Consider the following 21,842-nt stretch of genomic DNA (forward strand, 5'->3'; position numbering starts at 1 on the left):
GGGCCGGGAGCCGCTCATCGGCGGAACGGCCCGGTGACGCAGTAGGTGAAGCCGCCGGAGGACGAGCCGGTCGTGCCGCGCTGCGACGAGAAGTACAGCCGGTCGCCCGCCGGGGTGAACGCCGGCCCGGTGATCTCCGAGCCGCTCTGTCCAGTGATCCGCAGGAACACCGAGATCTTGTCGTCCGGCGTGATCATGCAGATCTCCATGTTGCCGCCGTCCTCGGCGACGTACAGGTCACCGGCAGTGGACCCGGTGATGTTGTCGACGCCGGTCAGCGGAGCGGTGCCGTGGCTGACCAGGTTGTCGTCGTAGGCGAGTTCGTACGTGCCGGCGGCCAGGTTCACCTGCCACACACGGTTGTCGCCCTTCGTGGTGAACCAGACGGTGTCGTCGGCGTAGTGGCAGCCCTCGCCACCGTTGAACGTCTTCGCGCCGGACACCTGCTGCCGGGTCGGGGTGGGCGAGCCGTCCGGATCGGGCACCGTGGCCCAGGTGAAGGTGCCGGAGGTGGCCGTACCGGCGCGGAGGACCTGGAGGGTTCCGGCGGACAGGTCGCCCCAGGTGGTCGGCACGAAGCGGTAGAACTTGCCGTCGGTCTCGTCCTCGGTCAGGTAGACGACCCGGCGGACCGGGTCGGCCGCGGCCGCCTCGTGCTTGAACCGGCCCATCGCGGGACGCGCCACCGCGGTCCCGCCGAGGGGGTACGTCTCGAAGACCCGGCCCAGGGACACCTCCTCGCAGGAGAGCCAGGTGTTCCACGGCGTCTTGCCCCCGGCGCAGTTGTTGTCGGTGCCGGAGAGGATTCGCGACGCCCCGACCACGACACCGCTGGAGTTGAAGACGAGGCGTGAGGCGCCGCCGCCCGCCCCGGCCGACACCTCGGAGTTCGACACGTAGATCCAGCCGGAGCCGTTCGGGAACACGGCGCCGCCGTCCGGGGCGTCGTGCCAGGTGTACGACGTCCCCGGCACCTTCCGCCGGGATCGCGCGACGACCGAGCTGGTGAATCCGGCCGGCAGCTGGATGCCGTTGGCGTCGGCGGCCTGGAGCCCACCGTACGGCCCCGCCGCGTTCTGCGCCGGGGCTCCGTACGCGGCCGACCACGCCGTGAACGGCAGGGCGACGGCGCCCGCACCGAGAACAGTGGCCCGCAACATCGCTCGACGATCCATGGAACCTCCTCCGTAGGTTCCCCAGATCCGACCGTGCGGAGCTTACGCACGCCGATCTGGTGGATGAACGTCGATGGACGGCTCGATGTGCGATGTCCCGCCGCTACGGACGCAGATCCGTCCGTGCCGTCCCGGTCGAGGGGTCGTACGGGTAGGAGAGGTGCTGGTGGGTCATCAGCCAGGCCCCGTCGCGCCGCTGGAAGACCCGGGTGCCCCGGGACCAGCTCTCGATCGGTGGACCACTGCTCGGGCGTACCGAGACGTGGTTGAGGCCCCACGCGACGGCGAGGTCACCGTCGACCACGATCGTCAGGTCGGGAACGTCCCAGGCGACTGATCCGTCACCCGACGCCGCCAGGCCCGCCGCGCAGACCTCGCGAACAGCGTTCACACCGACGTATCGCAGCGGTTGGTCGTGCTCGTACGAGACCACGTCGTCGGCGACGGCATCCATCAGGGCATCGAGGTCCTTGGCCGCCGTGCCCTCGAACCACCGCCGGTGAAGCCGGCGCACCTCCGCCTCGGCCGCGTCCGCGTCCGGCTCGGTACCGGCGAGCGGGAAGGAATGGTGTTCGTGGGCGACGATCCACCGGCCCTCCCGCCTCCGCAGGCCGAAGGTCACCCGCAGGCGGTTCTCCGGATCCGCAGCGACGTCGGCCGGCGTGCCGCACCGCAGCAGCGCGTACGCGAAGGCCACGTCCTCGCCGGCGACGACGTCCAGCGACTCGACCTCGAACGACGCACCCTGCGCCTGCCACCTGAAGAACGGCGGCCAGATCTCCCGGTAGGCGTCCAACCCGCGCACGCCCTCGTACGGCGGCGGCACGTCGAACATCACCATGTCCTCGGCGTGGTCGGCCAGGACGCCGGCGAGGTTCCCCTCGTGGACCGCGGCGGCCCAGCGCGCGACCAGGGCCCGGATCTGTTCTTCGTTGCTCGGCATGTCGGCTCTGCCCTTCGTGGCTGGTGGACCCGTCAGGACTACAACCCCGGCCGGGCCGCGAACTCATCGCCTCCGCGCGAACTTTCCGGAAGCCGATCCGGCAGGTCGAAGGCAGGCAGGCGCGCGTCGAGGAACGAGACGACCTCGGCCACCCGGCGTCCCCGCAGCACGAGCAGGTCCAGCCCCGCCGGGAGGTAGGCGGCAGCCGCCTCGTCCCACAGGTACGTCCCGAAGGCGAGCTGCCCGTTGGCACCCGTCGGCAGGAACCGCCACCTTCGCCCCGCTGTCACCTCGGTCAGGAAACCGCGGATCTGCTCGTGGCCCTCGTACCAGACGGTCAGCGGCGGCATCGAGTACCGCGCGTCCTCCGTCAGCATCGCCACGATCGTCTCGACGTCGCCGGACTCCCACGCCGCGGCGTACCGCCTGGCCACCTCCCGCTGCCCCGCGTCGCCCAGCTCGGCGAGGGTCCGCTGCTGGCTCCCGGACGGCTTCAGCCCGGCGACGATCCGGCGGGCCCGCTGCATCGCGCTGTTGACCGCGGCGACGGTGGTGCCCAGCATCCCGGCGGTCTCCTCGGCGGAGTAACCGAGAACGTCACGCAGCAGCAGAGCGGCCCGTTGTCGCGGCGGCAGGTGCTGCAACGCGGCGACGAACGCGAGTTCCATGGTCTCCCGCGCGATCGCGCGGGTCTCCGGATCCGATTCGGCGGGCCGGGCCGCAAGGCGGTCCGGATACGGTTCGAGCCAGCTCACCTCGCCCCGGGACATGCCCGGGGCGCTGAAGTCGGTGGGCAGTTCACGCCGCCCGCGTGCGCCGAGGAGAGACAGAGCGCGGTTGGTGGCGATCCGGTAGAGCCACGGCCGGATCGAGCGGTGACCCTCGAACCTGTCGACGGCCCGCCATGCCCGGTCCATGGTGTCCTGGACCGCGTCCTCCGCGTCGTGGAAGGAACCGAGCATCCGGTAGCAGTGCGCACGCAGCTCGTCCCGCAGGGGTGCGACCAGACGGCTGAAGGCCGCGCCGTCGCCCGCGCGCGCCGCCGCCGCCAGCATCCTCGCCGTCGCGTCCTCGCCCGACGGACCGGCCTGCGCCGATGGTTCGCCCTGGCTCACCCGCCTCAATCTAGTGCCGGGCACCGCGCTGGGTGCCTGGTTTCCGCGCCCACCCGGCGGAGGCCGGTGAGCGGGGACACAATGGGAACGACCTTGGTCGATCCCTTGACTCTCCAGATGGGACCGCTAACACTTGCCGGTAACGCGCACTTAACCACCAGAAAACATCGGCCTGGCCGCGAAGACCTGGCTTGTGGGTGATTGAGCAATGTTAACGCTAACGACGTCGGGCGTCGGTGGCAGCAGCGGCTCCGGCGATCGGTCTGACATCCGAACCCAGAGAGGCTGGATCGTGATCGACCACTTCTTGACGCGGATCACGTTGCTGCGGGGTCACGCAGCGGGACCAACGCGGCGCACCCGGTCGTTACGCCGGCTGCTGATCGCGCTGGTGGCCGCGATGACGGCGATGGCCGGCGGCGTTGTCGTCATGTCGTCGCCCGCCATTGCCGCCACCAGCCAGTTCCGAGGCATGAACTGGGCCGTGCTGGGTGACAACTTCAGCACCGGCCCCCTCGTCGTGCAGGGCCTGAGCTCCTCCGACAGCAACGCGACGGTACGGGCCAAGGCCAACGCTCTCTACGACGACATGGCTTCCACCATGGGGGTCAACACCGTCCGGCTGCCCATCAACACCCACACGGTCGGGACGGCGTGGTGGGAGGCCTACCGAGGCGCCGTCGACGCCGCCACCGCCCGCGGGTTCAAGGTCATCCTCGCGTACTGGGAGGACGGTGCCGCCTCCGGCGGCAGGATCACGAACCTCGCCGCCTGGAACGCGATGTGGTCCACGGTGACCAACACGTACGGCTCGAACCCCAACGTCTACTTCGAGCCGATGAACGAACCGCACGGTTACAGCTCGACGGAGTGGCGCAACGTCGCGGCCAACTGGCTCAGCTACCACTACTCGGCGGTGCCCAGCCGCGTGCTCATCGGGGGCACCGGGTTCAGCCAGGACCTGCGGGACGTCTGCAACGACACCCGCTTCGCCTCGACGCTGCTGTCCTTCCACCACTACGCCTTCTTCTACGGTGAGATGACCTACGACGCCTTCCGCGGCCACATCCAGACCCGCCTCGGCAACTGCGCGTCGCGGGCGGTCGCCACCGAGTTCGGCGCACCCATGAACGACGGCCGCAACTACGCCGACGCGAACAGCAGCGACAACTTCGTGCGCCACATCCGCGCCATGGCCCAGGTCATGCGCGACAACCGGATGGGCGGCACCTACTGGCCCGCCCTCGGCGGAAAGCCCGGCACCATCGGCTACGACTGGTACTCGATGTACTCGCTCAGCGGCGGCGGCACCGACCTCAACCTGACCGTCCGCAACACCTCCGGCGCCGACCAGATCCGGTACGCGTGGGGCGACACCGTCGGGGGTGGCCCGACGACGCCCCCGCCGACTGGCACGTTCTACCGGATCACCGTGCGGCACAGCGGCAAGGCCATGGACGTCCAGCAACCGAACACCGACAACGGCGCGCGCGTCGGCCAGTACACGTACAACGGCAACGTGTGGCAGCAGTGGCAGTTCCAGGACGCGGGCGGCGGCTACTGGCGACTCGTCAGCCGCAACAGCGGGAAGTGCCTCGACGTGGTGAGCGCGTCCACCGCCGACGGCGCCGAGCTGATCCAGTACACCTGTGGCAGTGGCGCCAACCAGCAGTTCCAGATGGTCGCCGGCGGCAGCTACTTCCAGCTCCGGGCACGGCACAGCGGCAAGTGCGTGGACGTACCGGCCGCGTCGACCGCGGACGGAGTCGTCCTCAAGCAGTACGCGTGCAACACCGGCGCCAACCAGCAGTGGTCGCGCACGACCGTCTGACCAGCTCACCGACTGCCGATGGGGCCGTTCAACCGGCGCAGGTGGCCGATGCCGTGCCGGTCGAGCCAGGTGACCGTCCGCGGCACGAACGTCGGCGCTCCCGGGCCGGCGCTGACGTCGGTGGCGACCAGCGGTACCTGGGCGGCGACCGGAAGCAGCGTGGACTGCCAGCAGGCCGGCGTGGCGCAGGCCGAGCGGTCGTCGACGCGCCAGGCGGCGGCAACGCTGCGGCCGTCCGGGTCGGCCGGGCGGTATTCCAGCCACCGCCGCAGGTCGTTGCCGCCGTCGACCCCGGCGGCGAGGACCAGGTTGAACGACCCCTGGACGCGAAGCAGGCGGATCTGCTCCTGCACGCCGAAGTTCGGCAGGCCGGCGTCCAGGCAAGCAGGGCCGCCGTCGCGCCAACAGGTCCAGACCGCCGCGGGGTCGGTGCCGCCCGCCGCCGGGAAGTCGTACGGCGAGATGTCGAAGACCACCGCGTTGTCGTCGCCGAACACCTCCGCCACCGCGCTCCAGAACGAGCGCGTGGCGAGGATGTCGCTCTGGCGCAGCGACACGACGGGTGTGATGCCGCCCCGGACGAGCCGGTCGACGTATCGGGCCGCCTCGTCGAGGTAGCCGACGCGGTTCTGCCTGTCGGCCGGGCCGCCGGTGTAGACGTAGCAGGCGTCACTCAGCACGACCCGCACCGCGTTGACGCCGCGGGCCCGCAGCGCGCCCACTGACGCGTCGTCGACCGGGCCGTCCCAGCGAATCGGTCCCCACGCGCACTCGCCGGGCGCGGCCGACCGGATGACTCCGCGTGGCCGGTACGGCCTCGGGTCGGCGGTGACCGTGAGGATGCGGTTGCCGAACGCCTTCAGCGCGGGTGCGGCACCGGGTGCCTGCGGCGGGAGCACCCGGACGCCGCGGACCTCGGCGGTGGCCCGGGCGCCGGCGCTGTCGTAGGCGGTGGCGGTGACGCGGGTACCGCTGTTCGGCGGCACGCCGCGCCAGTCGAACGCGTACGGCGCGGTGGTGTCCACGGCGAGTAACGTGCCGCGCTCGCGGAACTCGACCCGCTCGATCCGCCGGCCGGGCGCCGCCGTCGCCTCCGCACGGATCGGGACGACGCCCGGCGCGGCGAAGAAGTCGTTGGGCAGGGGCGAGGTGAGCGCCACCGACGGCCCGCCCGGCAGTGGGCTGGGCTGCGGGCTCCCCGAGGCCGACGGCGGCGACGAGCCGGTCGGGCCGCCGCCGTCCGCGTCGCACGGCTGGCCGCTCAACACCCAGTCGGTCGGCTCGGGGTCGGCACCCCGGTAGTTGCCGCCGAACCGCACCGTCACCGAGGCGCCGGTGGGCAGCGTGGAGCCCGCCGGTGGGCGGAGCATGGTCACCGGGTACAGCTCGCCGCTGCCGAGCGTGTATCCGTCCGGCAGCCGGTCGAGGCCCATGGTGATCGTCTGGCCGTTTGCCTGCCGGAATCGCAGCCACCAGTCGGTGACGGGAGCGCCCAGGTTGGTGACGGTGAGCTCGGCCCAGAAGCCGCTGGACCACTCCCGGGTGATCGTGTAGTCCACCGTGCACGCCGTCGCGGCGTACGCCGGCCGCAGCGCCATCGTCGTGGCCCCGCCGACGACAACCGCTGCGGCTGTAGCCAGCGCGAAGATCCTGCGTCGCATCATGCCCCCGTGCATCGACACACATCACTTCATGCAGCCTCGGCGCTCGGGGCACGGTCTGTCAAGGACGGAACCGGGTCCGGGCCGGGCGGAACGGCGCGGCGTTCCGCCCGGCCCGCGGCTCAGCGTCCGCGCAGCTCGGCCGCAGCGGCGACCAGGTGCTGGAGGGACGCCTCGACCTCGGGATAGCCGCGCGTCTTCAGGCCGCAGTCGGGGTTCACCCACAGCCGCTCGGCCGGCACCGCGGCCACTGCCCGGCGCAGCGCGCCGACGACCTCGTCGTGGGACGGCACCCGGGGTGAGTGGATGTCCCAGACGCCGGGCCCCACACCCCGGCGGTATCCGATCGCGGCGAGGTCGTCGAGGACCTCCATCCGGGAGCGGGATGCCTCGATGCTTGTGACATCGGCGTCGAGGGCTTCGATGGCCGTGATCACCTCTCCGAACTCCGAGTAGCACAGATGGGTGTGGATCTGGGTGTCGTCGGCGACTCCGCAGGTGGCCAGGCGGAACGCCCCGACTGCCCAGTCCAGGTACGCCTTCTGGTCCGCCCCGCGCAGTGGCAGCGTCTCACGCAGGGCCGGCTCGTCGACCTGGATGACCCGGATACCGGCTGCCTCGAGATCGCGGCACTCGTCGCGCAGGGCGAGCGCAACCTGGTCCGCGGTGTCTGCCAGTGGCTGGTCGCTGCGGACGAACGACCAGGCCAGGATGGTGACCGGTCCGGTGAGCATGCCCTTGACCGGTCGGTCGGTCAGCGACTGCGCGTAGGTGGACCAGTTGACGGTCATCGGCGCCCTGCGTGCCACGTCCCCGTAGATGATGGGCGGGCGCACGCATCGGGAGCCGTAGGACTGAACCCAGCCGTGTTCGGTGGCGGCGAACCCGTCCAACTGCTCGCCGAAGTACTGGACCATGTCGTTTCGTTCCGGCTCGCCGTGCACGAGCACGTCCAGGCCCAGCCGCTCCTGGAGCCGGACGACGTGCTCCACCTCGGCGCGCATGCGCCGGGTGTAGGCGGTGTCGTCGAGGCGGCCGGCCCGATGCTCGGCACGCGCGCGGCGCAGCTCGTCGGTCTGCGGGAACGATCCGATGGTCGTGGTCGGCAGGGGCGGCAGGTTCAGCCGGGCCTGCTGTGCCGCCGCTCGCTCCGGGTACGCGCCGCGCTGCCGATCCGTGGCGCGCAGCGCGGCGAGCCGGCCGCGTACGGTGTCGTCGCGCCACGCGGCCGGGGTCGGCGGCAGCGGCTCGGGCAGGGACGTGGTGCCGTTGCGCAGCGCGCGGCCGAGCCGGACGACCTCATCGACCTTCTGCCGAGCGAAGGCGAGCCGCTGACGCAGCGCCGCGTCGAGAGTGGTCTCGGCGGACAGGTCCACCGGCACGTGCAGAAGCGAGCACGAGGTGGACACGGTGACGTGGTCGGCGAGGGCGGTGACAGCGGCACCAGCCGCCACGGCGGCGCGCAGGTCGGTACGCCAGACGTTGCGGCCGTCGACGAGGCCCGCGACGATCGTCTTGCCGCGCAACGGGCCCGCACCGGCCAGCCGCCGCAGGTTGCCGGGCCCGGCCACCAGATCCACACCAACCGCTTCGACCGGCGTGTCGAGCAGGGCGGGCAGCGCGTCACCGATCTCGCCGAAGTAGGTGGCGACGAAAATCGCCGGCCGCTGTTCCACCGCGCCGAGCCGGGTGTACGCCTCCCGCAGCGCGTCGATCTCGGCGGTGCTCCGGTCGGCGACGTAGGCGGGTTCGTCCAGTTGCACCCATCGCACGCCCGCCGCGGCGAGGGATCGCAGGATGTCGGCGTACACGTCGACCAGGTCGGTCAACCGGTCGAGCGGATCGCCGCCCGCCTCGGTGGGCTTGGCCAGCAGCAGGAATGTGGCCGGACCGACCAGCACCGGCCGGGTGTCGATTCCCAGCTCGCGGGCCTCGCGGTACTCGCGCAGCGCCTTGTCGGGATTCGCCGCGAAGGCGGTGTCGGAGCCGATCTCGGGAACCAGGTAGTGGTAGTTGGTGTCGAACCACTTCGTCAGTTCGAGCGCCGGCTCGGCGTCGACACCCCGGGCCATGGCGAAGTAGGTGTCGAGATCGCCGAGGCCGAGACGGGCGAACCGGTGTGGGATCGCGCCGACGGCGACGGCCGTGTCCAGGACGTGGTCGTAGTAGGAGAACGTGTTGGACGGGATCGCGTCCAGGCGCGCGTCGCGCAGCGTCTGCCAGACCTCCGCCCGCAGCACGGCAGAGGTCGCCGCCAACTCCTCGGCGTCGATCCGACCCGCCCAGTAGGCCTCGACGGCCTTCTTGAGTTGCCGGTTGCCCCCGATACGCGGATAGCCCAGCACGGTGCTCTGACCGAATGCGGTACTCATGGAGATCCCTTCCCTCGAAGCACACGAGGCCGATCGGGGCAGGGAGGGAAGGGGTACAGGCGGCGTACCGGCTTCCGCACCGGCCGTCCCGAGCGACCGTCGGCGGCGCACACCGGACGGTGTGCGCAGTGCGGGCAGGTCTTCGGACTCGCGGGCGCGACCGGTCCATCCGGTCACCTACTGGCCGTCGCTTCCCAGACCTCACGGTCCAGTGCTTCGATGACGGCTGTCGTTCCCACTCACCGCTGCGGGGCAGTCCCGGACTCACACCGGGTTCCCTCTTACGACGCCGCACCCTTCACGGGCACGGCGAACCAGCACCGTTGTCCATCGTATGGGGCGGTGAGCCGACGTGGTCGGCGCGTCCGCCCTGCGGGACGGCGAGCCGTCGCGGCAGCGAGGTGCCTGCGTGCGACGAGAGGGCCCGAGCGGAGCGGAGAACGGCCTCCGCCGGCTCGCCCGGCGCCTGACTCGTCGTCCGCCGGCCTGCCGGTGGCGGGAGCGACTCGCGGTCGGCCCCCGCCCCCGTCGCAGGGCCGGTCAGCCCTTGCGCCACTTCTGGCTGGCCGTGCCCGTGCAGTCCCAGAGCTGGAGCCTCGCGCCGTCGTTGCCGTTCCGGTCCTTGATGTCGACGCACTTGTTGGCCTGAAGGTTGACCAGGTCTCCGGCCGCGTTCAGGGTGAACTGCTGAGCGCCGGTGCCGTTGCAGGTATAGAGCTGCACCACCGCCCCGTTGGCGGTGGACCCGGCGTCGACGTCCATGCACTTGTCGTTCTGGCTCTTCAGGGCAGTGCCGCTGAACGTCCACTTCTGCGCGTTGGTGTTGTTGCAGTTCCACATCTGCAGCGGCACGCGGTCGACGAAGTTGGAGCTCGGCACGTCGATGCACTTGTTGTTCCAGTTGCTGACCACGGGCACCCCGGTGGTCGGGTTGCCGCCCCCACCGCCGGTGAACGGGCTGAGGATCAGTCCGGCCGAACGGGGGTCGCCGTCGTGCACCAGTGACTCGAATCCGCCGACGTCGTCGAAGGCGAACGCGTACGCCCGGCCGTCGGTCATGTTGGCGTGGATCAGGCGGGCGTACTGGTTGGTGGGGTTGCTGCGGTAGAAGTCGGCGGCGTTCGTGCTGGGCTGGGTGTCGACGGTGCCGAGCGTGCCCCGGTTGAGGGCGGCGCAGAGCGTGCGCGAGATCGGGCCGACCACCTGGTCGTTCGGCGCGGGCAGGTCGCCGTCGCAGCCCCAGACGCTGGCCGAGGAGGGCCGGTTGAAGGAGGCGACCACCTGGCCGCTGCCGTTGGTGAAGGTCATGGTGTTGCCCGAGGTGCGGCCGTAGTACCGGATGGCCGGCTGGTCGGCGAAGGGCGCCACGGTCAGGGTCTTCGTGGTGTACGCGTTCCACGCGGAGGCGATGTACGAGTCCAGGTAGGTGGTGCTCAGCAGGCCGGCCCCGGCCGCCTTCCCCGGAGCCAGGACGCGCAGCACGGTCCCGTCGGAGCGGGTGTGGACGGTGTCGGCCCAGCCCGGCTGCGCCCGGATGCCGTCGATGACCGCGTTGCGTCCGTTGGCCACCACGTCGCCGGTGCGCTTGGTGACGCCGTTGGCGCCGGTCACGGTGACCGCGTGCGGGATCGCGAACATGTCGACCTGGGAGCTGTTGAGCCACAGCCCGGAGTCGTTGTAGGTGAACTCGCTCCAGTCGAAGAGGATGTCACGGTTCGCGTCACCGGCCGCCCAGGGCGCGGGCTGCACCAGCCCGTCGGGGGTGAGGAAGAACTTCAGCTTCTGCCCGAGTGCGAAGTAGGCCCGGCCGGAGAAGCCCCGGGGGAACTGGATCGTGGTGCTGCCACCGTTGCCGGGGCCCGGTATGGAGACGTCCGGCGCGGGCGACGGCGGGATCTGCCCGCCGCTCCACGGCACGAAGGCGCCGCCGGAGGTGACGTAGCCGAGCCGGCCCGAGGACAGCTGGACGCCGATGACATAGAGGTGGACCGGGTCGCTGCGACCGGTGGTGTTGGTGACGGTGACGGGCAGCAACGCCGGTCCGACCGCGTGGGCGGGCGTGGCGACGACGGTGACCGCGAGCCCGGAGAGCAGTGCGGACGCAGCGGCGAGCAGCTTTCTTCGAAGACGCATGGCGACACCTCGCTGGAGACGGGACGGGAGAGCGCTCTCTCAGCAGAGTCCAATTGTTAATATTGTTTGTCAATAGGCGATCACCGATGGATCGAGACCGTCACGGTCCGCCGTCCACCCGATGTCGATCATGCGGCAGGGGCCGCGGACCACAGTTGTCGGCGTTCTGTGACAGCAGGAGCCGCCAGCCCGCATGGCGCCTTCGTCGACCCGGTTGGGCCCGTGCTCCACTGCGTCCGCGGTCGCCGACCACCCCCGCGAGTGACGCTACCGATCCGCTCCACCGCTCGCGGGTGATCGGCCTTCCCGCTCGCCGCCGGCCGGTTCGCGCCGTGTCCTCTGCCACGCCCGCAGCGCCACGCCGACGCCGATCAGGGCCAGCAGCGCCCACTCCCCGATGCCCAGTTCCCGTTCCAGATAGCGGTAGGAGGCGGCGCCCAGGTAGCCCAGCAGCGCCACGGCCGTCGCCCACACCAGCCCACCGGCCAGGTTCGCCCGCAGGAACACCGGCCACCGCATCCCACCGGCGCCGGCGATCATGGGAACCACGGCCCGCAGCACCGCCACCCAGCGTCCGATGAGCACCGCCCACGCCCCGCGACGGGCGACCAGGCGGCGGGCCCGCGCGATGTCGAGGCGCCGGCGCAGCACTCGCGGGGCGCGGGCGAGCACACCTGCGCCGTACCGGCGGCCGATGGCGTACCCGGCCTGGTCACCGAGGCAGGCCCCGGCCGCCCCGGCGGCCACCACCGCCCAGAGCGGCAGCGCGCCACCGTGGGCCACCAGCCCACCGATCAGGATCGCTGTCTCACCCGGCACGACCAGCCCGAGCAGCGTCGAGGACTCCAGGGCCGGCAGCACGATCACCAGGGTCAGGACGAGCAGCGGCGGCAGTCCCACGAGCACCGCCACAACCCTGTCCACCCGGTGATTGTCGCCCCGGAGGGTGGCCGGTGAGAGAGAAGTGCCTCCCGCGGGCGGGCGATCCGTAGGGTTCGGGTCGACGGCAGGGACGGTGCCGGGGCCTCTCATGTCGGAACGGGGCTGCCGTCGGATGCTCGCCGACGGCGCGGATGGCGGGGGCAGCGTGTGTCGACCGCTCGGCGTGGTCAGAGGCCGGCGGCGGCGTCGTACCGGCGCCGCAGGTCGGCCATCTCCGATGCGGGCAACGCTTCCCTGAGTGCCAGTTCCTCGTACTTGTCGGGGAACATCTCCCGTAGCCGGTCGACGAACCTGACGTCGGCGGTCGCCTCGACCACCTGAATGCCGGGAGGCTGGGTGGTCATGTCCATGATCACCGGGCCGACGAGTTTGACCGCTCCGTCCCAGTGGCGCCTCTGTTCGGCCACGCCGCAGAGGTGGAAGCCGTAGACCGTGTGGACGTCGGCCAGTGTGGCCGCCCCGGTGGGCTCGTAGCCGTAGACATGGACGCCGCAGACGACCGCCGGCGCGGCCTGCTCTCCGGCCGGCGCCTCTGGGACGGTGTGCCCGGCGTGCTGATGATCTTTCGGGTCCGCCTGCTCGAGCGTCGTACGCATCCGGGTCAGGATCTCCTGGCGGAGAACTGCCGGGTCCGTCCTCGGGACGATCGAGGTGACCACGCTGGCCGCCCCGAGCGACGCGGCCAGCAGGCACACCTCGATCCACACGAACCGGCTTCGGTACCAGCCGCTGACGCCTGCCCGGGAAATCATTGTCGTTCCTCACCTCACTGCGGTTCCTGATGCTGGCGGAGGGCAGCCTTTTCGACGGTGGGGTGGCGCGTGCCGCGCCACCCCACCGCGGACGCTGTTACCGGGCGGTGCAGGTGAGGGTGGGTGTGGAGTTGGTGCCGTTCCAGGAGGCGTTGAAGCCGAAGCTGGTGCTGGCGTTGGCGCTCAGGGAACCGTTGTAGGCGACGTTCGACGCGGAGACCGAAGAACCGCTCGAGGTGACCGTCGCGTTCCAGGCGTTGGTGATGCTCTGGCCGTTGGGCCAGGTCCACGCCACCGTCCATCCGGAGATCGCGGCGTTACCGGCCCGGACGGTGACCTCGGCGCCGAAGCCACCGGACCACTCGTTCGTCTTGCGGAAGGTGGCGGTGCAGGCGCCGTTTCCGGCCGGCGGCGGGGTCGTCGGGGGCGTCGTGGTGGGCGGCGGGGTCGTCGGCGGCGTGGTGGTGGGCGGCGGGGTCGTGGGCGGCGGGTTGCCGCCGCCGCCGAAGATCACGTCACTGCACAGGTAGTACGGCTGGTCGAGGTGGGACGCCTGCCAGATGGTGTAGACGACGTGCCGCCCGGTGCGGTTGCCCGCGTTCACCTGCGCCTCGTAGAGCCCGGTGGTCGGGTAGCTGCCGGTACGGAGTACCAGCTCGAGGCTGTTCCAGGTGAGGGGCTGGGTGGTCGGGTCGAAACCCTGCTTGGTGATGTAGATCAGCATGTAGTCGGCGCCGTGCCGAGCACCGTCGGTCAGCGTCAGGGTGAAGTTGTTCGGCATCGGCTTCGCGGTCCACGCGCCGACCGCGTCGAGCGAGGCGTACAGGCCGTTCTGGGTACGACCGCCGCTGCACAGCTGCCCGTCCGGCACGGCGGCCTGGTGGTTGCCGCCGACGTTCTCGCGGTACAGGCCGTTCCAGTTCCACATCGTGTTCGGGTTGGCCTGCCACGCCTGCCAGCACATCGGGTCGGTCTGGGCCATCGTGGGGTTGAGGTGATCGGAACCCCAGCGCTCGTAACATCCGTAGTTGCGTGACGGCGGGTTGGTGACCGATCCGTGCGCCGAGGCCGGACCGGCCTGGTTGACCACGACCATCGTGAACGAGGCGACGAGAACTGCGACCGCAGCCAGTCCCAGACGGCGTGCTGTCCGTGAGATTTTCATGATGCTCCAGTGGATGCGCCGGCGCCCAGTTACCCTCGCTGGGTGCCCACCCCGGAGAAGATGACGCCGATCGATTCAAGCCGTCCCAGGGGCGGACGGCACTGCTGCCCAGCAGCGCTTGGCGACTCCCAGCCACGATGGTAGTAAAGACCGCGGTCAATGTAAATCGGACACCGGCCCGGATCAGACCGCGAGGGCCGCGCGTACCTCCCGCTCCGCCGTCACTCCCCCGTCGCCGTGCGAGGTGACCCGGCCGGATTCGAGGACGTGGTAGCGGTTCGCCACCCGCAGCGCGAACCCGAGGTGCTGCTCGACGAGCAGCACGCTGAAGCCGGACTGCCGGGTCAGCTCGACGATCCGCTCCTGGATCTCGGCGACCACCGACGGCTGGATGCCCTCGGTCGGCTCGTCGAGCATGAGCAGCCGCGGCCGGGTGATCAACGCGCGGGCGATGGCGAGTTGCTGACGCTGACCGCCGGAGAGCAGCCCGGCCCGCCGCCGCAGCAGCGGGCGCAGCGCCGGGAACAGGTCCAGCACCTCCGCCGTCGCCACCGCGCCGTCGCGCCGGGCGTCGGCGACAAGGCGCAGGTTCTCCGCCGCCGTCAGGTGCGGGAAGCACTGCTGGCCCTGCGGGACGTACGCCATGCCGCGCGCCACCCGCTCGTGCGGCGCGAGACGGGTGACGTCCTCGCCGTCCAGCTCGACGGTGCCGGCGGCCGGGCGCAGCAGGCCCGCCGCGACCCGCAGCAGTGTGCTCTTGCCGGCGCCGTTGTGCCCGAGCACCGCGGCCACCCCGTCGGGCGGGACGGCGAGGTCCACGCCGTGCAGCACCCGGGAACGCCCATATCCGGCGTGCACCCCACGCAGGGTCAGCATCATGCCTCCAGACCGCTGGGGACCGACCCGGCGTCGACCGGGTGGCCGAGGTAGACCTCCTGCACGCGCGGGTCCGCCTGGACCTGCGCCACGGTGCCCTCGCTGAGGACCTTCCCCGCGTGCAGCACGGTGACGCTGCGCGCGAAGCGACGCAGGAAGTCCATGTCGTGCTCGATCACCACCACCGTGCGGTCCCGGCTCACCCTCTCCAGCAGGGCGCCCGTGGCGTCGCGCTCCTCGTGGCTCATCCCGGCGACCGGCTCGTCGAGCAGCAGCAGCCGCGCGTCCTGCACCAGCAGCATGCCGATCTCCAGCCACTGCTTCTGGCCGTGCGCGAGCGTGCCGGCCAACTGGTCGGCCCGGCCGGTGAGCCCGATGGTCTCCAGCGCGGCGGCCACCTCGTCGGGGATCCCCCGCCGGCGCCGGGCCAGGGTGGCCCAGCTCCGGCGGGCGCCCGCGGCGATGTCCAGGTTCTGCAGCACCGACAGCTCCTCGAAGACCGCCGACGTCTGGAACGTCCGGCCGATGCCGAGCCGGCTGATCCGGTGCACCGGGCGACCCAGCAGTTCCTGGTCGCCGAAGCAGACCGAACCGGTGGCCCGCACCAGACCGGTGATCGCGTCGACGAGGGTGGTCTTGCCGGCGCCGTTCGGCCCGATCAGGAACCGGATGTCACCGGCGGGCACCTCCAGCGAGACGCCGTCGACGGCGGTGAAGCCGTCGAAGCTGACCCGCACGTCACGGACGGACAGCCCGTCCAGCCGGTCGTCGCTCACGGTGTCTCCACCTCCGCCCGCTTCGCGCGGCGGCGGGCCAGCGCCCACAGCGACGCCAGGCCGCCGGGAAGGAACGCCACCACCACCACGAACAGCAGACCCTGCAGGTACGTCCAGGTGCCCGGGAAACGTTCGGAGAGGGCGGTACGCGCCCAGGCGACCGCCACCGCGCCGAGCACCGGCCCGAGCAGCGTGGCCCGGCCGCCCACCGCCACTCCGATGACGAACTCGATCGACGGGACGATGCCGATGAGGGCGGGCGAGATGATCCCCACCGCCGGCACGAACAGCGCGCCGGCGAGGCCCGCCATGCCCGCCGCCACCACGTAGGCGACGAGCTTGACCGACGCCGGGTCGTAGCCGAGGAAACGGACCCGCTCCTCGCTGTCCCGTACCGCCACCAGCAGTTCCCCGTAGCGGCTGTGGACGATCTGGCGGGCCAGCGCGAGCAGCGCGAGCAGGACGCCGGCGATGATGAAGTAGACCATCCGCTGGTTGACCGGGTCGTCCAGGTCGTACCCGAAGAAGCCCTGGATGTCGGTGAGCCCGTTGGTGCCGCCCGTGGTCCCCTGCTGGCCGATCAGCAGGATCACCATGGCGGCGGCGAGCGCCTGGCTGAGGATGGCGAAGTACGCGCCCCGCACCCGGCGGCGGAACACCAGTGAGCCGAGCCCGAAGGCGACGGCCATCGGCAGCAGCACCGTGGCCGGCAGCGCGAACCACGGGCTGGCGAACGGCCGCCACCAGACCGGTAGTTCGTCGAGCTGCCCGTACAGCTGCATGAAGTCGGGCATCCCACCGGGACCCGCGTCGGCGAGCTTGAGGTGCATGGCCATCGCGTAGCCGCCCAGGCCGAAGAAGACGCCCTGACCGAGGGTGAGCATGCCGCCGCGTCCCCAGGCGATGCCGATGCCGACGGCCACCATGGCGACGCAGAGGTACTTGGCGAGCAGGGCCAGCCGGAAGTCCGACAGCGCCAGCGGCGCGACGGCGAACAGCAGCGCCGCGCCGAACGCGAACCCCGCCGCCGCGCGCAGCCGGGACCGGCCACCCGGTCGGCTTCCCGGTGCGGTGCCGGCCGGGGCCGGCGGGTCGGCGGTGCTCGGCGGCGCGGGTGTCACGGCGGTCATGCGAGGCTCCTGGTCCGCAGGGTGAACAGGCCCTGTGGCCGCCACTGGAGGAACGCGACGATCGCCACGAAGACGATCACCTTGGCGACGCTGAGGGTGGTGAGGTACTCCCCGGTGGCCTGGAGGACCCCGAGGGCGAAGGCGACGATCACGCTGCCCTTGAGCTGGCCGATCCCGCCGACCACGACGACCAGGAAGGCGTCGATGATCAGGTTGGTGCCCATGGTCGGGCCGATCGGGCCGAGCAGGGTGAGCGCGACCCCGGCGAGCCCGGCCAGGCCCGAGCCGAGGAAGAAGGTCGTCCGGTCGACCCGGGCGGTGGGTACGCCGGACACCGCGGCGAGGTCGCGGTTCTGCACGACCGCGCGGATCCGGCGCCCCAACGGGGTGAGCCGCAGCGCCAGGGTGAGGGCGGCGACGGCGGCCAGGGCCAGGGCCAGGATGAACAGCCGGTTGTTGGCGACCGTCAGCCCGCCGGGCAGGGCCACGTTGCCCGTGAGCAGGTCCGGCGCGCGGGTCTGCACGTTCGGACTGCCGAAGATGTCCCGGGCGAGCTGTTGCAGCATCAGGGACACGCCCCAGGTGACCAGCAGGGTGTCCAGGGGACGGGCGTAGAGCCGGCGGATCAGCAGGATCTCCAGCAGCACCCCCATCGTGCCGGCGACCACGAACGCGACAGGCAGCGCGACCAGCAGCGACAGGCCGGCGCCGGTGATGCTCTGTTGCAGCACGTAGGTGGTGTAGGCGCCGGCCATGATGAACTCGCCGTGCGCCATGTTGATGACGTTCATCTGGCCGAAGGTCAGCGCCAGCCCGAGCGCGATGAGCAGCAGCACCGCGCCGATGCTGATGCCGGTGAAGAGTTGACCGAAGAGGACTGTCACGGTGGGTACTCCCGTACTGCTGGTCGGGGACCCGGGCGGGGCGCGTCGTCGCGGTGCCCGCCCGGGGCCGGCGTCGTCAGCTCAGGCCGCTCGCCCACGGATAGGTCTTCAGGTACGGGTCCGGCGCGATCGGCTTGCCGGAGTTCCACACCTCGGTGATCAGGCCGTCCGCGCCGACCTTGCCGATGCGGGCGGTCTTGGCGATGTGCTGGGTCTTGCCGTCGACGGTGACCAGGCCCTCCGGCGCGTCGAAGGTGATTCCGTCCGAGGCGCCGCGGACCTTCTCGACGTCGAACGTGCCGGCCTTCTCGACCATCGCCTTCCACAGGTAGACGCTGACGTAGGCGGCCTCCATCGGGTCGCTCGTCGGCTTGTCCGCGCCGTACTTCGCCTTGTACGCGGCCACGAACTTGTTGTTCGCCGCGCCGGGCGTGGTCTGGTAGTAGTTCCAGGCGGTCAGCTGGCCCTCCAGGTACTGGGTGCCGATGCCCTTGACCTCCTCCTCGGCGATGGACACCGAGACCACCGGCATCGCGGCGGCGGTCAGCCCGGCCGACTTGTACTCCTTGAAGAACGCCACGTTGCTGTCACCGTTGAGGGTGTTGAAGACCGCCTTCGCGCCGGACGACTTGACCTTGTTGACGATCGTGCCGAATTCCGTCGACCCGAGTGGCGCGTAATCCTCGCCGACCACTGTCATGCCGTTCGCCGCCGCGTACGCCTTGATGATTTTGTTGGCCGTGCGCGGGAAGACGTAGTCGCTGCCGACCAGGTAGACCGATTTCGTTCCCTGAGCCTTGAGGTAGTCGAGCCCGGGGACGATCTGCTGGTTGGTCGTCGCGCCCGTGTAGAAGATGTAGGGCGACTGTTCCAGACCCTCGTACTGCACCGGGTAGAACAGCAGCGCCTTGTTCTTCTCGAACACCGGCTTGACCGCCTTGCGGCTGGCCGACGTCCAGCAGCCGAAAACGGCGGCCACCCGGTCCTCGGAGATGAGCTTCTCGGCCTTCTCCGCGAAGGTGGGCCAGTCCGAGGCGCCGTCCTCCCCGATCGGCTGGATCTTCTTGCCGAGGACGCCGCCGGCCGCGTTGATCTCCTCGACGGCGAGCATGATGGAGTCGCGGACGGTGACCTCGCTGATCGCCATGGTGCCGGAGAGCGAGTTGAGCAGGCCCACCTTGACGGTGTTGCCGGAGACGTCGGCGGTGACGCCGGCCGCGCCGCCCTCGTCACCGGTCTTGCTGCCGCACGCGGTCACGGCGACCGCGGCGACGAGGGTCATGGCACCCGCCATGATGCGGCGGCTCCGAAGAAGTGACATCTAATCTCCCTGCGGTGCACTCAGGTAGCGAAAGGACGGTCGGTGCGGTCCGGTGGAGTTGGCGACGCCGGGGCCGACGGGTGGACGTCAACTACGGTCATCGCATTGGTTACGGGCACGCAAAGCGTCGACCGGCATGATTGCGCGGACGTTTCCCAGTCCTTAATTGACTGTTTCCCGCACAGCGGAGAGAACGCACGCCACAACGGCCGCAACCGCCTGGTGTAAGGCGGTTTCAGCCGTGGTCAACGCAGTGAAAAAATTGCCACCGGAATGGTCGGCGGACGCATTCCGCCGACGGTGGACAGGAGATCGCGGTATCCACCCTCCGGGACAGATACTTCACGCAGGAAGTATCTTAGGGCCGGGCCGGGTGGACGTGTCAAGGGTCCGCATCGGACGGTCAGATCTGGGCGAGCACGGTGAAGTCGAGGCCGTCGGCCTCGGCGAGGTAGATCCGCTGACGCACGTGCCGCCGGCGCAGCTGCAGCCGACCGCGCGGCCCGTGGTACGCCACCGTGTCGGCAGCCGTCTCGATCGCCCGTACGTCGAGGGTGCGGGCCTGCCCGATCAGGGCGGCGAGCAGCATCACGCCCTCGTAGCAGGACTCCCCCAGGCTGCCCAGCGGCGGCGCCTCCACCCCGAACCGGCGGGCGAACTCGCCGTGGAAGTCGAGGTTCTCCTGCGTCACGAGGCCGGCGAAGAAGCCCGCCGTGCTGTAGAGCCGCCGCGTCGCGCCCGCCCCGCTGGCCAGCAGCATGTTCTCGTCCATCAGGGTGCTCAGCCGCAGGCAGCGCTGGTCCATCGCGGCACGCGCGAACGCCCGGTTGAACCGCACCGCGTCCGCGCCGACGAGCAGCATCACCACGGCGTCGGCGCCGCTGCGCTCGATCCGGCGCAACACGTCGTCGAAGTCGTGCGTCTCCAACGGCAGGAACGCCTGCCCCACCACGCGGCCACCGCCGCGCAGCGCGTACCGGTGGGCCGCCCGCGCGGTGCGCCGGGGCCACACGTAGTCGTTGCCGACCACGAACCAGCGGCGCACGCCCTGCTCCCCCGCGAGCAGCCGCATCGCGGGCCACAGCTGGGCATCCGGTGTCTCGCTGGTCAGATAGACCCCTTCGGTACGCTCACCGCCCTCGTACAGGGCGGTGTAGACGTACGGCACGCGGTGCGCGACCCGGGGCGCGAGCGCCTGCCGCACCGAGGAGATGTGCCAGCCGGTCACGCCCTGCACCGCGCCCATCGACACCAGCGCCTCCACCTGGGCGGCCACCTCGGCCGGCGGGGCGCCGCCGTCGACCGGCACCAGCCGCACCTCGCGGCCCAGCACCCCGCCACCGGCGTTGATCTCCTCGACCGCGAGCTGGGCGCAGAGTTCGCAGGTCGGGCCGAACATTCCCGCCGGCCCGCGCATCGGGTACACCAGCGCGATGCTGACCACGGCCCGATCGACTGTGAGCCACGGCGGTGCCGGCGCGGACATGAGCCCATGATTGCCCGGCCGACGTGGGAAAACCACAGCTCTCCACGGAGCGGGACGAGTCGCTACGATGACAGGGCCACCGGCCCAGGGAGTTCCATGTCAGACGTGCCCGGGGCGCCAGCCGATCTGCTGCGCTCGCTCACCCGCGCCGAACGGCTGCTCTCCCGCCGGTTGGCCGCCGTTCTGGCCGACGACGACCTGACCACCGAGGCGTGGCGGGTGCTCTGCCTGCTCGCCGACGGCCAGGGCCATCCGATGAGCGAGGTGTCAGCCGAGGCGTCGTTGCCGCCCGGGACCCTCACCAAGCTGGTCGACCAGCTCGTCGACCGGAACCTGGTGTTCCGGCGGATCGACCCGCTGGACCGCCGGCGGATCCGGGCCTACCTGACCGCCCGGGGCCGCCGCGAGCACGCCCGCGTCGACGAACGGGTCCGGACCAGCCTCGGCGAGGCGGGCGTACCGGCCGACACCGCCCTGCTCGACCATCTCGCCGACCTGATCGCCCGGCTCGACCCGGCGGGTCGCCGCGACAACGCCGAAGCGGCCGGCCTTCGCCTCCCTACACCTCGGTGAGCAGCGGCTCCCCGTCGAGGTGAGCGCGCAGCGTGTGCGCGTCGGGAGCGGTGGCGGTCCACAGTGTCGCCGGACCACCCGCCAGGGGCAGCCGGGCGACGGTACCCTCGACCGTCGCCCGCTCGTCGGGAAGCGACGGGTCCACCACCAGCAGCGACCCGGTGGCCGGTGCGCCGCCGAGCACCGCGGGGCCGGCCCAGCCGGGCGCACCCGGTCCCACGGCAAGCGACTGGCGCAGCAGCGGCCGGCCGTCGTAGTCGACCCGGGTGTGGACGACGGCGCCGCCCGGCACCTCGCCGTACCGGCCGCAGATCACCTCGTCGCGCCAGGTCAGCCTCGCCCCGGCGGCCAGCTCCACCCGGGACTCGGCGAGATGCGCGCAGCCGGCCGCCGCGACCAGTTGCTCGGGCAGCCAGTGCAGTGCGCCGCCGTCGTGCACCACGGCGTGGACCGCCATCCGCGACGCGACGCCGGGCCGGCCGGGCAGGGCGACCGAGGCGGCGACGGTGTGTACCCGCACCGCCGCCCCCGGTCCCACGTCGATGTCCAGCCGCAGGTCGTCGCCGGCGAGCGGGCCGGCCGCTCCGCCGACGACGTACACGGTCACGGCACGACCGCTGCCGGGCGTCTGTCGCAGCAGCAGCGGCGTCTCACCGCGTAGCTCGGCGAGGACCGTGCCGCCCCGGCCGTCTGCCCGGGCCACTAGC

Annotated in this window: 18 protein-coding genes and 1 riboswitch; of the genes, 2 read left to right on the top strand and 16 right to left on the bottom strand. The window is 71.3% G+C overall.

Annotated features, from left to right (window positions below):
* Positions 1 to 14: 14 nt before the first annotated feature.
* From ACQP26_RS19320 to ACQP26_RS19330, 3 genes are all read right to left on the bottom strand, one after another.
* Positions 15 to 1,175 (bottom strand): alkaline phosphatase PhoX, encoded by a 1,161-nt coding sequence (locus tag ACQP26_RS19320; RefSeq protein WP_433493589.1) that lies wholly within the window; start codon positions 1,173 to 1,175, stop codon positions 15 to 17.
* A 103-nt stretch (positions 1,176 to 1,278) separates the two neighbouring features.
* Positions 1,279 to 2,118: a nuclear transport factor 2 family protein gene (locus ACQP26_RS19325; protein WP_269705298.1), complete on the bottom strand. Its 840-nt coding sequence runs from the start codon at positions 2,116 to 2,118 to the stop codon at positions 1,279 to 1,281.
* 38 nt (positions 2,119 to 2,156) lie between these two features.
* On the bottom strand, positions 2,157 to 3,173 hold the full coding sequence (locus tag ACQP26_RS19330) for a sigma-70 family RNA polymerase sigma factor (RefSeq protein ID WP_433496162.1): 1,017 nt from the start codon (positions 3,171 to 3,173) through the stop codon (positions 2,157 to 2,159).
* 352 nt (positions 3,174 to 3,525) lie between these two features.
* Here ACQP26_RS19330 and ACQP26_RS19335 point away from each other — a divergent pair, with 352 nt between their 5' ends.
* A complete protein-coding gene (locus tag ACQP26_RS19335; RefSeq protein ID WP_433493590.1) occupies positions 3,526 to 5,064 on the top strand; it encodes an RICIN domain-containing protein in 1,539 nt (512 codons plus the stop codon).
* A gap of 5 nt (positions 5,065 to 5,069) precedes the next feature.
* Here ACQP26_RS19335 and ACQP26_RS19340 read toward each other — a convergent pair whose 3' ends face one another.
* From ACQP26_RS19340 to ACQP26_RS19395, 12 genes are all read right to left on the bottom strand, one after another.
* The gene (locus ACQP26_RS19340) at positions 5,070 to 6,728 is read right to left on the bottom strand and encodes an Ig-like domain-containing protein (protein ID WP_433493591.1); all 1,659 of its coding nucleotides are present in this window, start codon (positions 6,726 to 6,728) and stop codon (positions 5,070 to 5,072) included.
* A gap of 119 nt (positions 6,729 to 6,847) precedes the next feature.
* A complete protein-coding gene (metE, locus tag ACQP26_RS19345; protein ID WP_433493592.1) occupies positions 6,848 to 9,097 on the bottom strand; it encodes a 5-methyltetrahydropteroyltriglutamate--homocysteine S-methyltransferase in 2,250 nt (749 codons plus the stop codon).
* Between the two features lie 116 nt (positions 9,098 to 9,213).
* A riboswitch (cobalamin riboswitch) is annotated at positions 9,214 to 9,431 on the bottom strand.
* Between the two features lie 206 nt (positions 9,432 to 9,637).
* On the bottom strand, positions 9,638 to 11,230 hold the full coding sequence (locus ACQP26_RS19350; protein ID WP_433493593.1) for a beta-1,3-glucanase family protein: 1,593 nt from the start codon (positions 11,228 to 11,230) through the stop codon (positions 9,638 to 9,640).
* A gap of 267 nt (positions 11,231 to 11,497) precedes the next feature.
* Positions 11,498 to 12,154 carry a DedA family protein gene (locus ACQP26_RS19355; RefSeq protein WP_433493594.1) on the bottom strand — a complete coding sequence of 219 codons (657 nt, stop codon included), beginning with the start codon at positions 12,152 to 12,154 and terminating at the stop codon, positions 11,498 to 11,500.
* A 185-nt stretch (positions 12,155 to 12,339) separates the two neighbouring features.
* Complete coding sequence (locus ACQP26_RS19360; protein ID WP_281577391.1) at positions 12,340 to 12,924, bottom strand: hypothetical protein; 585 nt, start codon at positions 12,922 to 12,924, stop codon at positions 12,340 to 12,342.
* Between the two features lie 97 nt (positions 12,925 to 13,021).
* Positions 13,022 to 14,089, bottom strand: a complete 1,068-nt coding sequence (locus ACQP26_RS19365; protein WP_281577390.1) for a lytic polysaccharide monooxygenase auxiliary activity family 9 protein — start codon at positions 14,087 to 14,089, stop codon at positions 13,022 to 13,024.
* Positions 14,090 to 14,272: 183 nt separating this feature from the next.
* Positions 14,273 to 14,965, bottom strand: a complete 693-nt coding sequence (gene urtE, locus ACQP26_RS19370; protein WP_433493595.1) for an urea ABC transporter ATP-binding subunit UrtE — start codon at positions 14,963 to 14,965, stop codon at positions 14,273 to 14,275.
* Positions 14,965 to 15,741, bottom strand: a complete 777-nt coding sequence (gene urtD, locus ACQP26_RS19375) for an urea ABC transporter ATP-binding protein UrtD (RefSeq protein WP_433493596.1) — start codon at positions 15,739 to 15,741, stop codon at positions 14,965 to 14,967. The genes urtE and urtD overlap by 1 nt, the downstream gene beginning before the upstream one ends.
* Entirely contained in the window at positions 15,738 to 16,871 is a 1,134-nt protein-coding gene (gene urtC, locus ACQP26_RS19380) for an urea ABC transporter permease subunit UrtC (protein WP_281577387.1), read from the bottom strand. The genes urtD and urtC overlap by 4 nt, the downstream gene beginning before the upstream one ends.
* Positions 16,868 to 17,755, bottom strand: a complete 888-nt coding sequence (urtB, locus tag ACQP26_RS19385) for an urea ABC transporter permease subunit UrtB (RefSeq protein ID WP_334459007.1) — start codon at positions 17,753 to 17,755, stop codon at positions 16,868 to 16,870. Before urtB ends, urtC begins: the two co-directional genes overlap by 4 nt.
* Positions 17,756 to 17,831: 76 nt before the next feature.
* Positions 17,832 to 19,076, bottom strand: coding sequence for an urea ABC transporter substrate-binding protein (urtA, locus tag ACQP26_RS19390; RefSeq protein ID WP_433493597.1), 1,245 nt, complete (start codon positions 19,074 to 19,076; stop codon positions 17,832 to 17,834).
* Between the two features lie 403 nt (positions 19,077 to 19,479).
* Entirely contained in the window at positions 19,480 to 20,562 is a 1,083-nt protein-coding gene (locus tag ACQP26_RS19395; protein WP_269705287.1) for a substrate-binding domain-containing protein, read from the bottom strand.
* Positions 20,563 to 20,658: 96 nt separating this feature from the next.
* On the opposite strand from ACQP26_RS19395, the gene ACQP26_RS19400 reads away from it, so the two are divergent.
* Positions 20,659 to 21,135, top strand: a complete 477-nt coding sequence (locus ACQP26_RS19400) for a MarR family winged helix-turn-helix transcriptional regulator (RefSeq protein ID WP_433493598.1) — start codon at positions 20,659 to 20,661, stop codon at positions 21,133 to 21,135.
* Here the strand turns inward: ACQP26_RS19400 and ACQP26_RS19405 are convergent.
* Positions 21,122 to 21,838 (bottom strand): urease accessory protein UreD, encoded by a 717-nt coding sequence (locus tag ACQP26_RS19405; protein ID WP_433493599.1) that lies wholly within the window; start codon positions 21,836 to 21,838, stop codon positions 21,122 to 21,124. The two genes, ACQP26_RS19400 and ACQP26_RS19405, sit on opposite strands and share 14 nt — an antisense overlap.
* Positions 21,839 to 21,842: the final 4 nt, after the last annotated feature.

Source organism: Micromonospora sp. CA-248089 (genome assembly GCF_050948515.1).
Taxonomy (GTDB): Bacteria; Actinomycetota; Actinomycetes; order Mycobacteriales; family Micromonosporaceae; genus Micromonospora.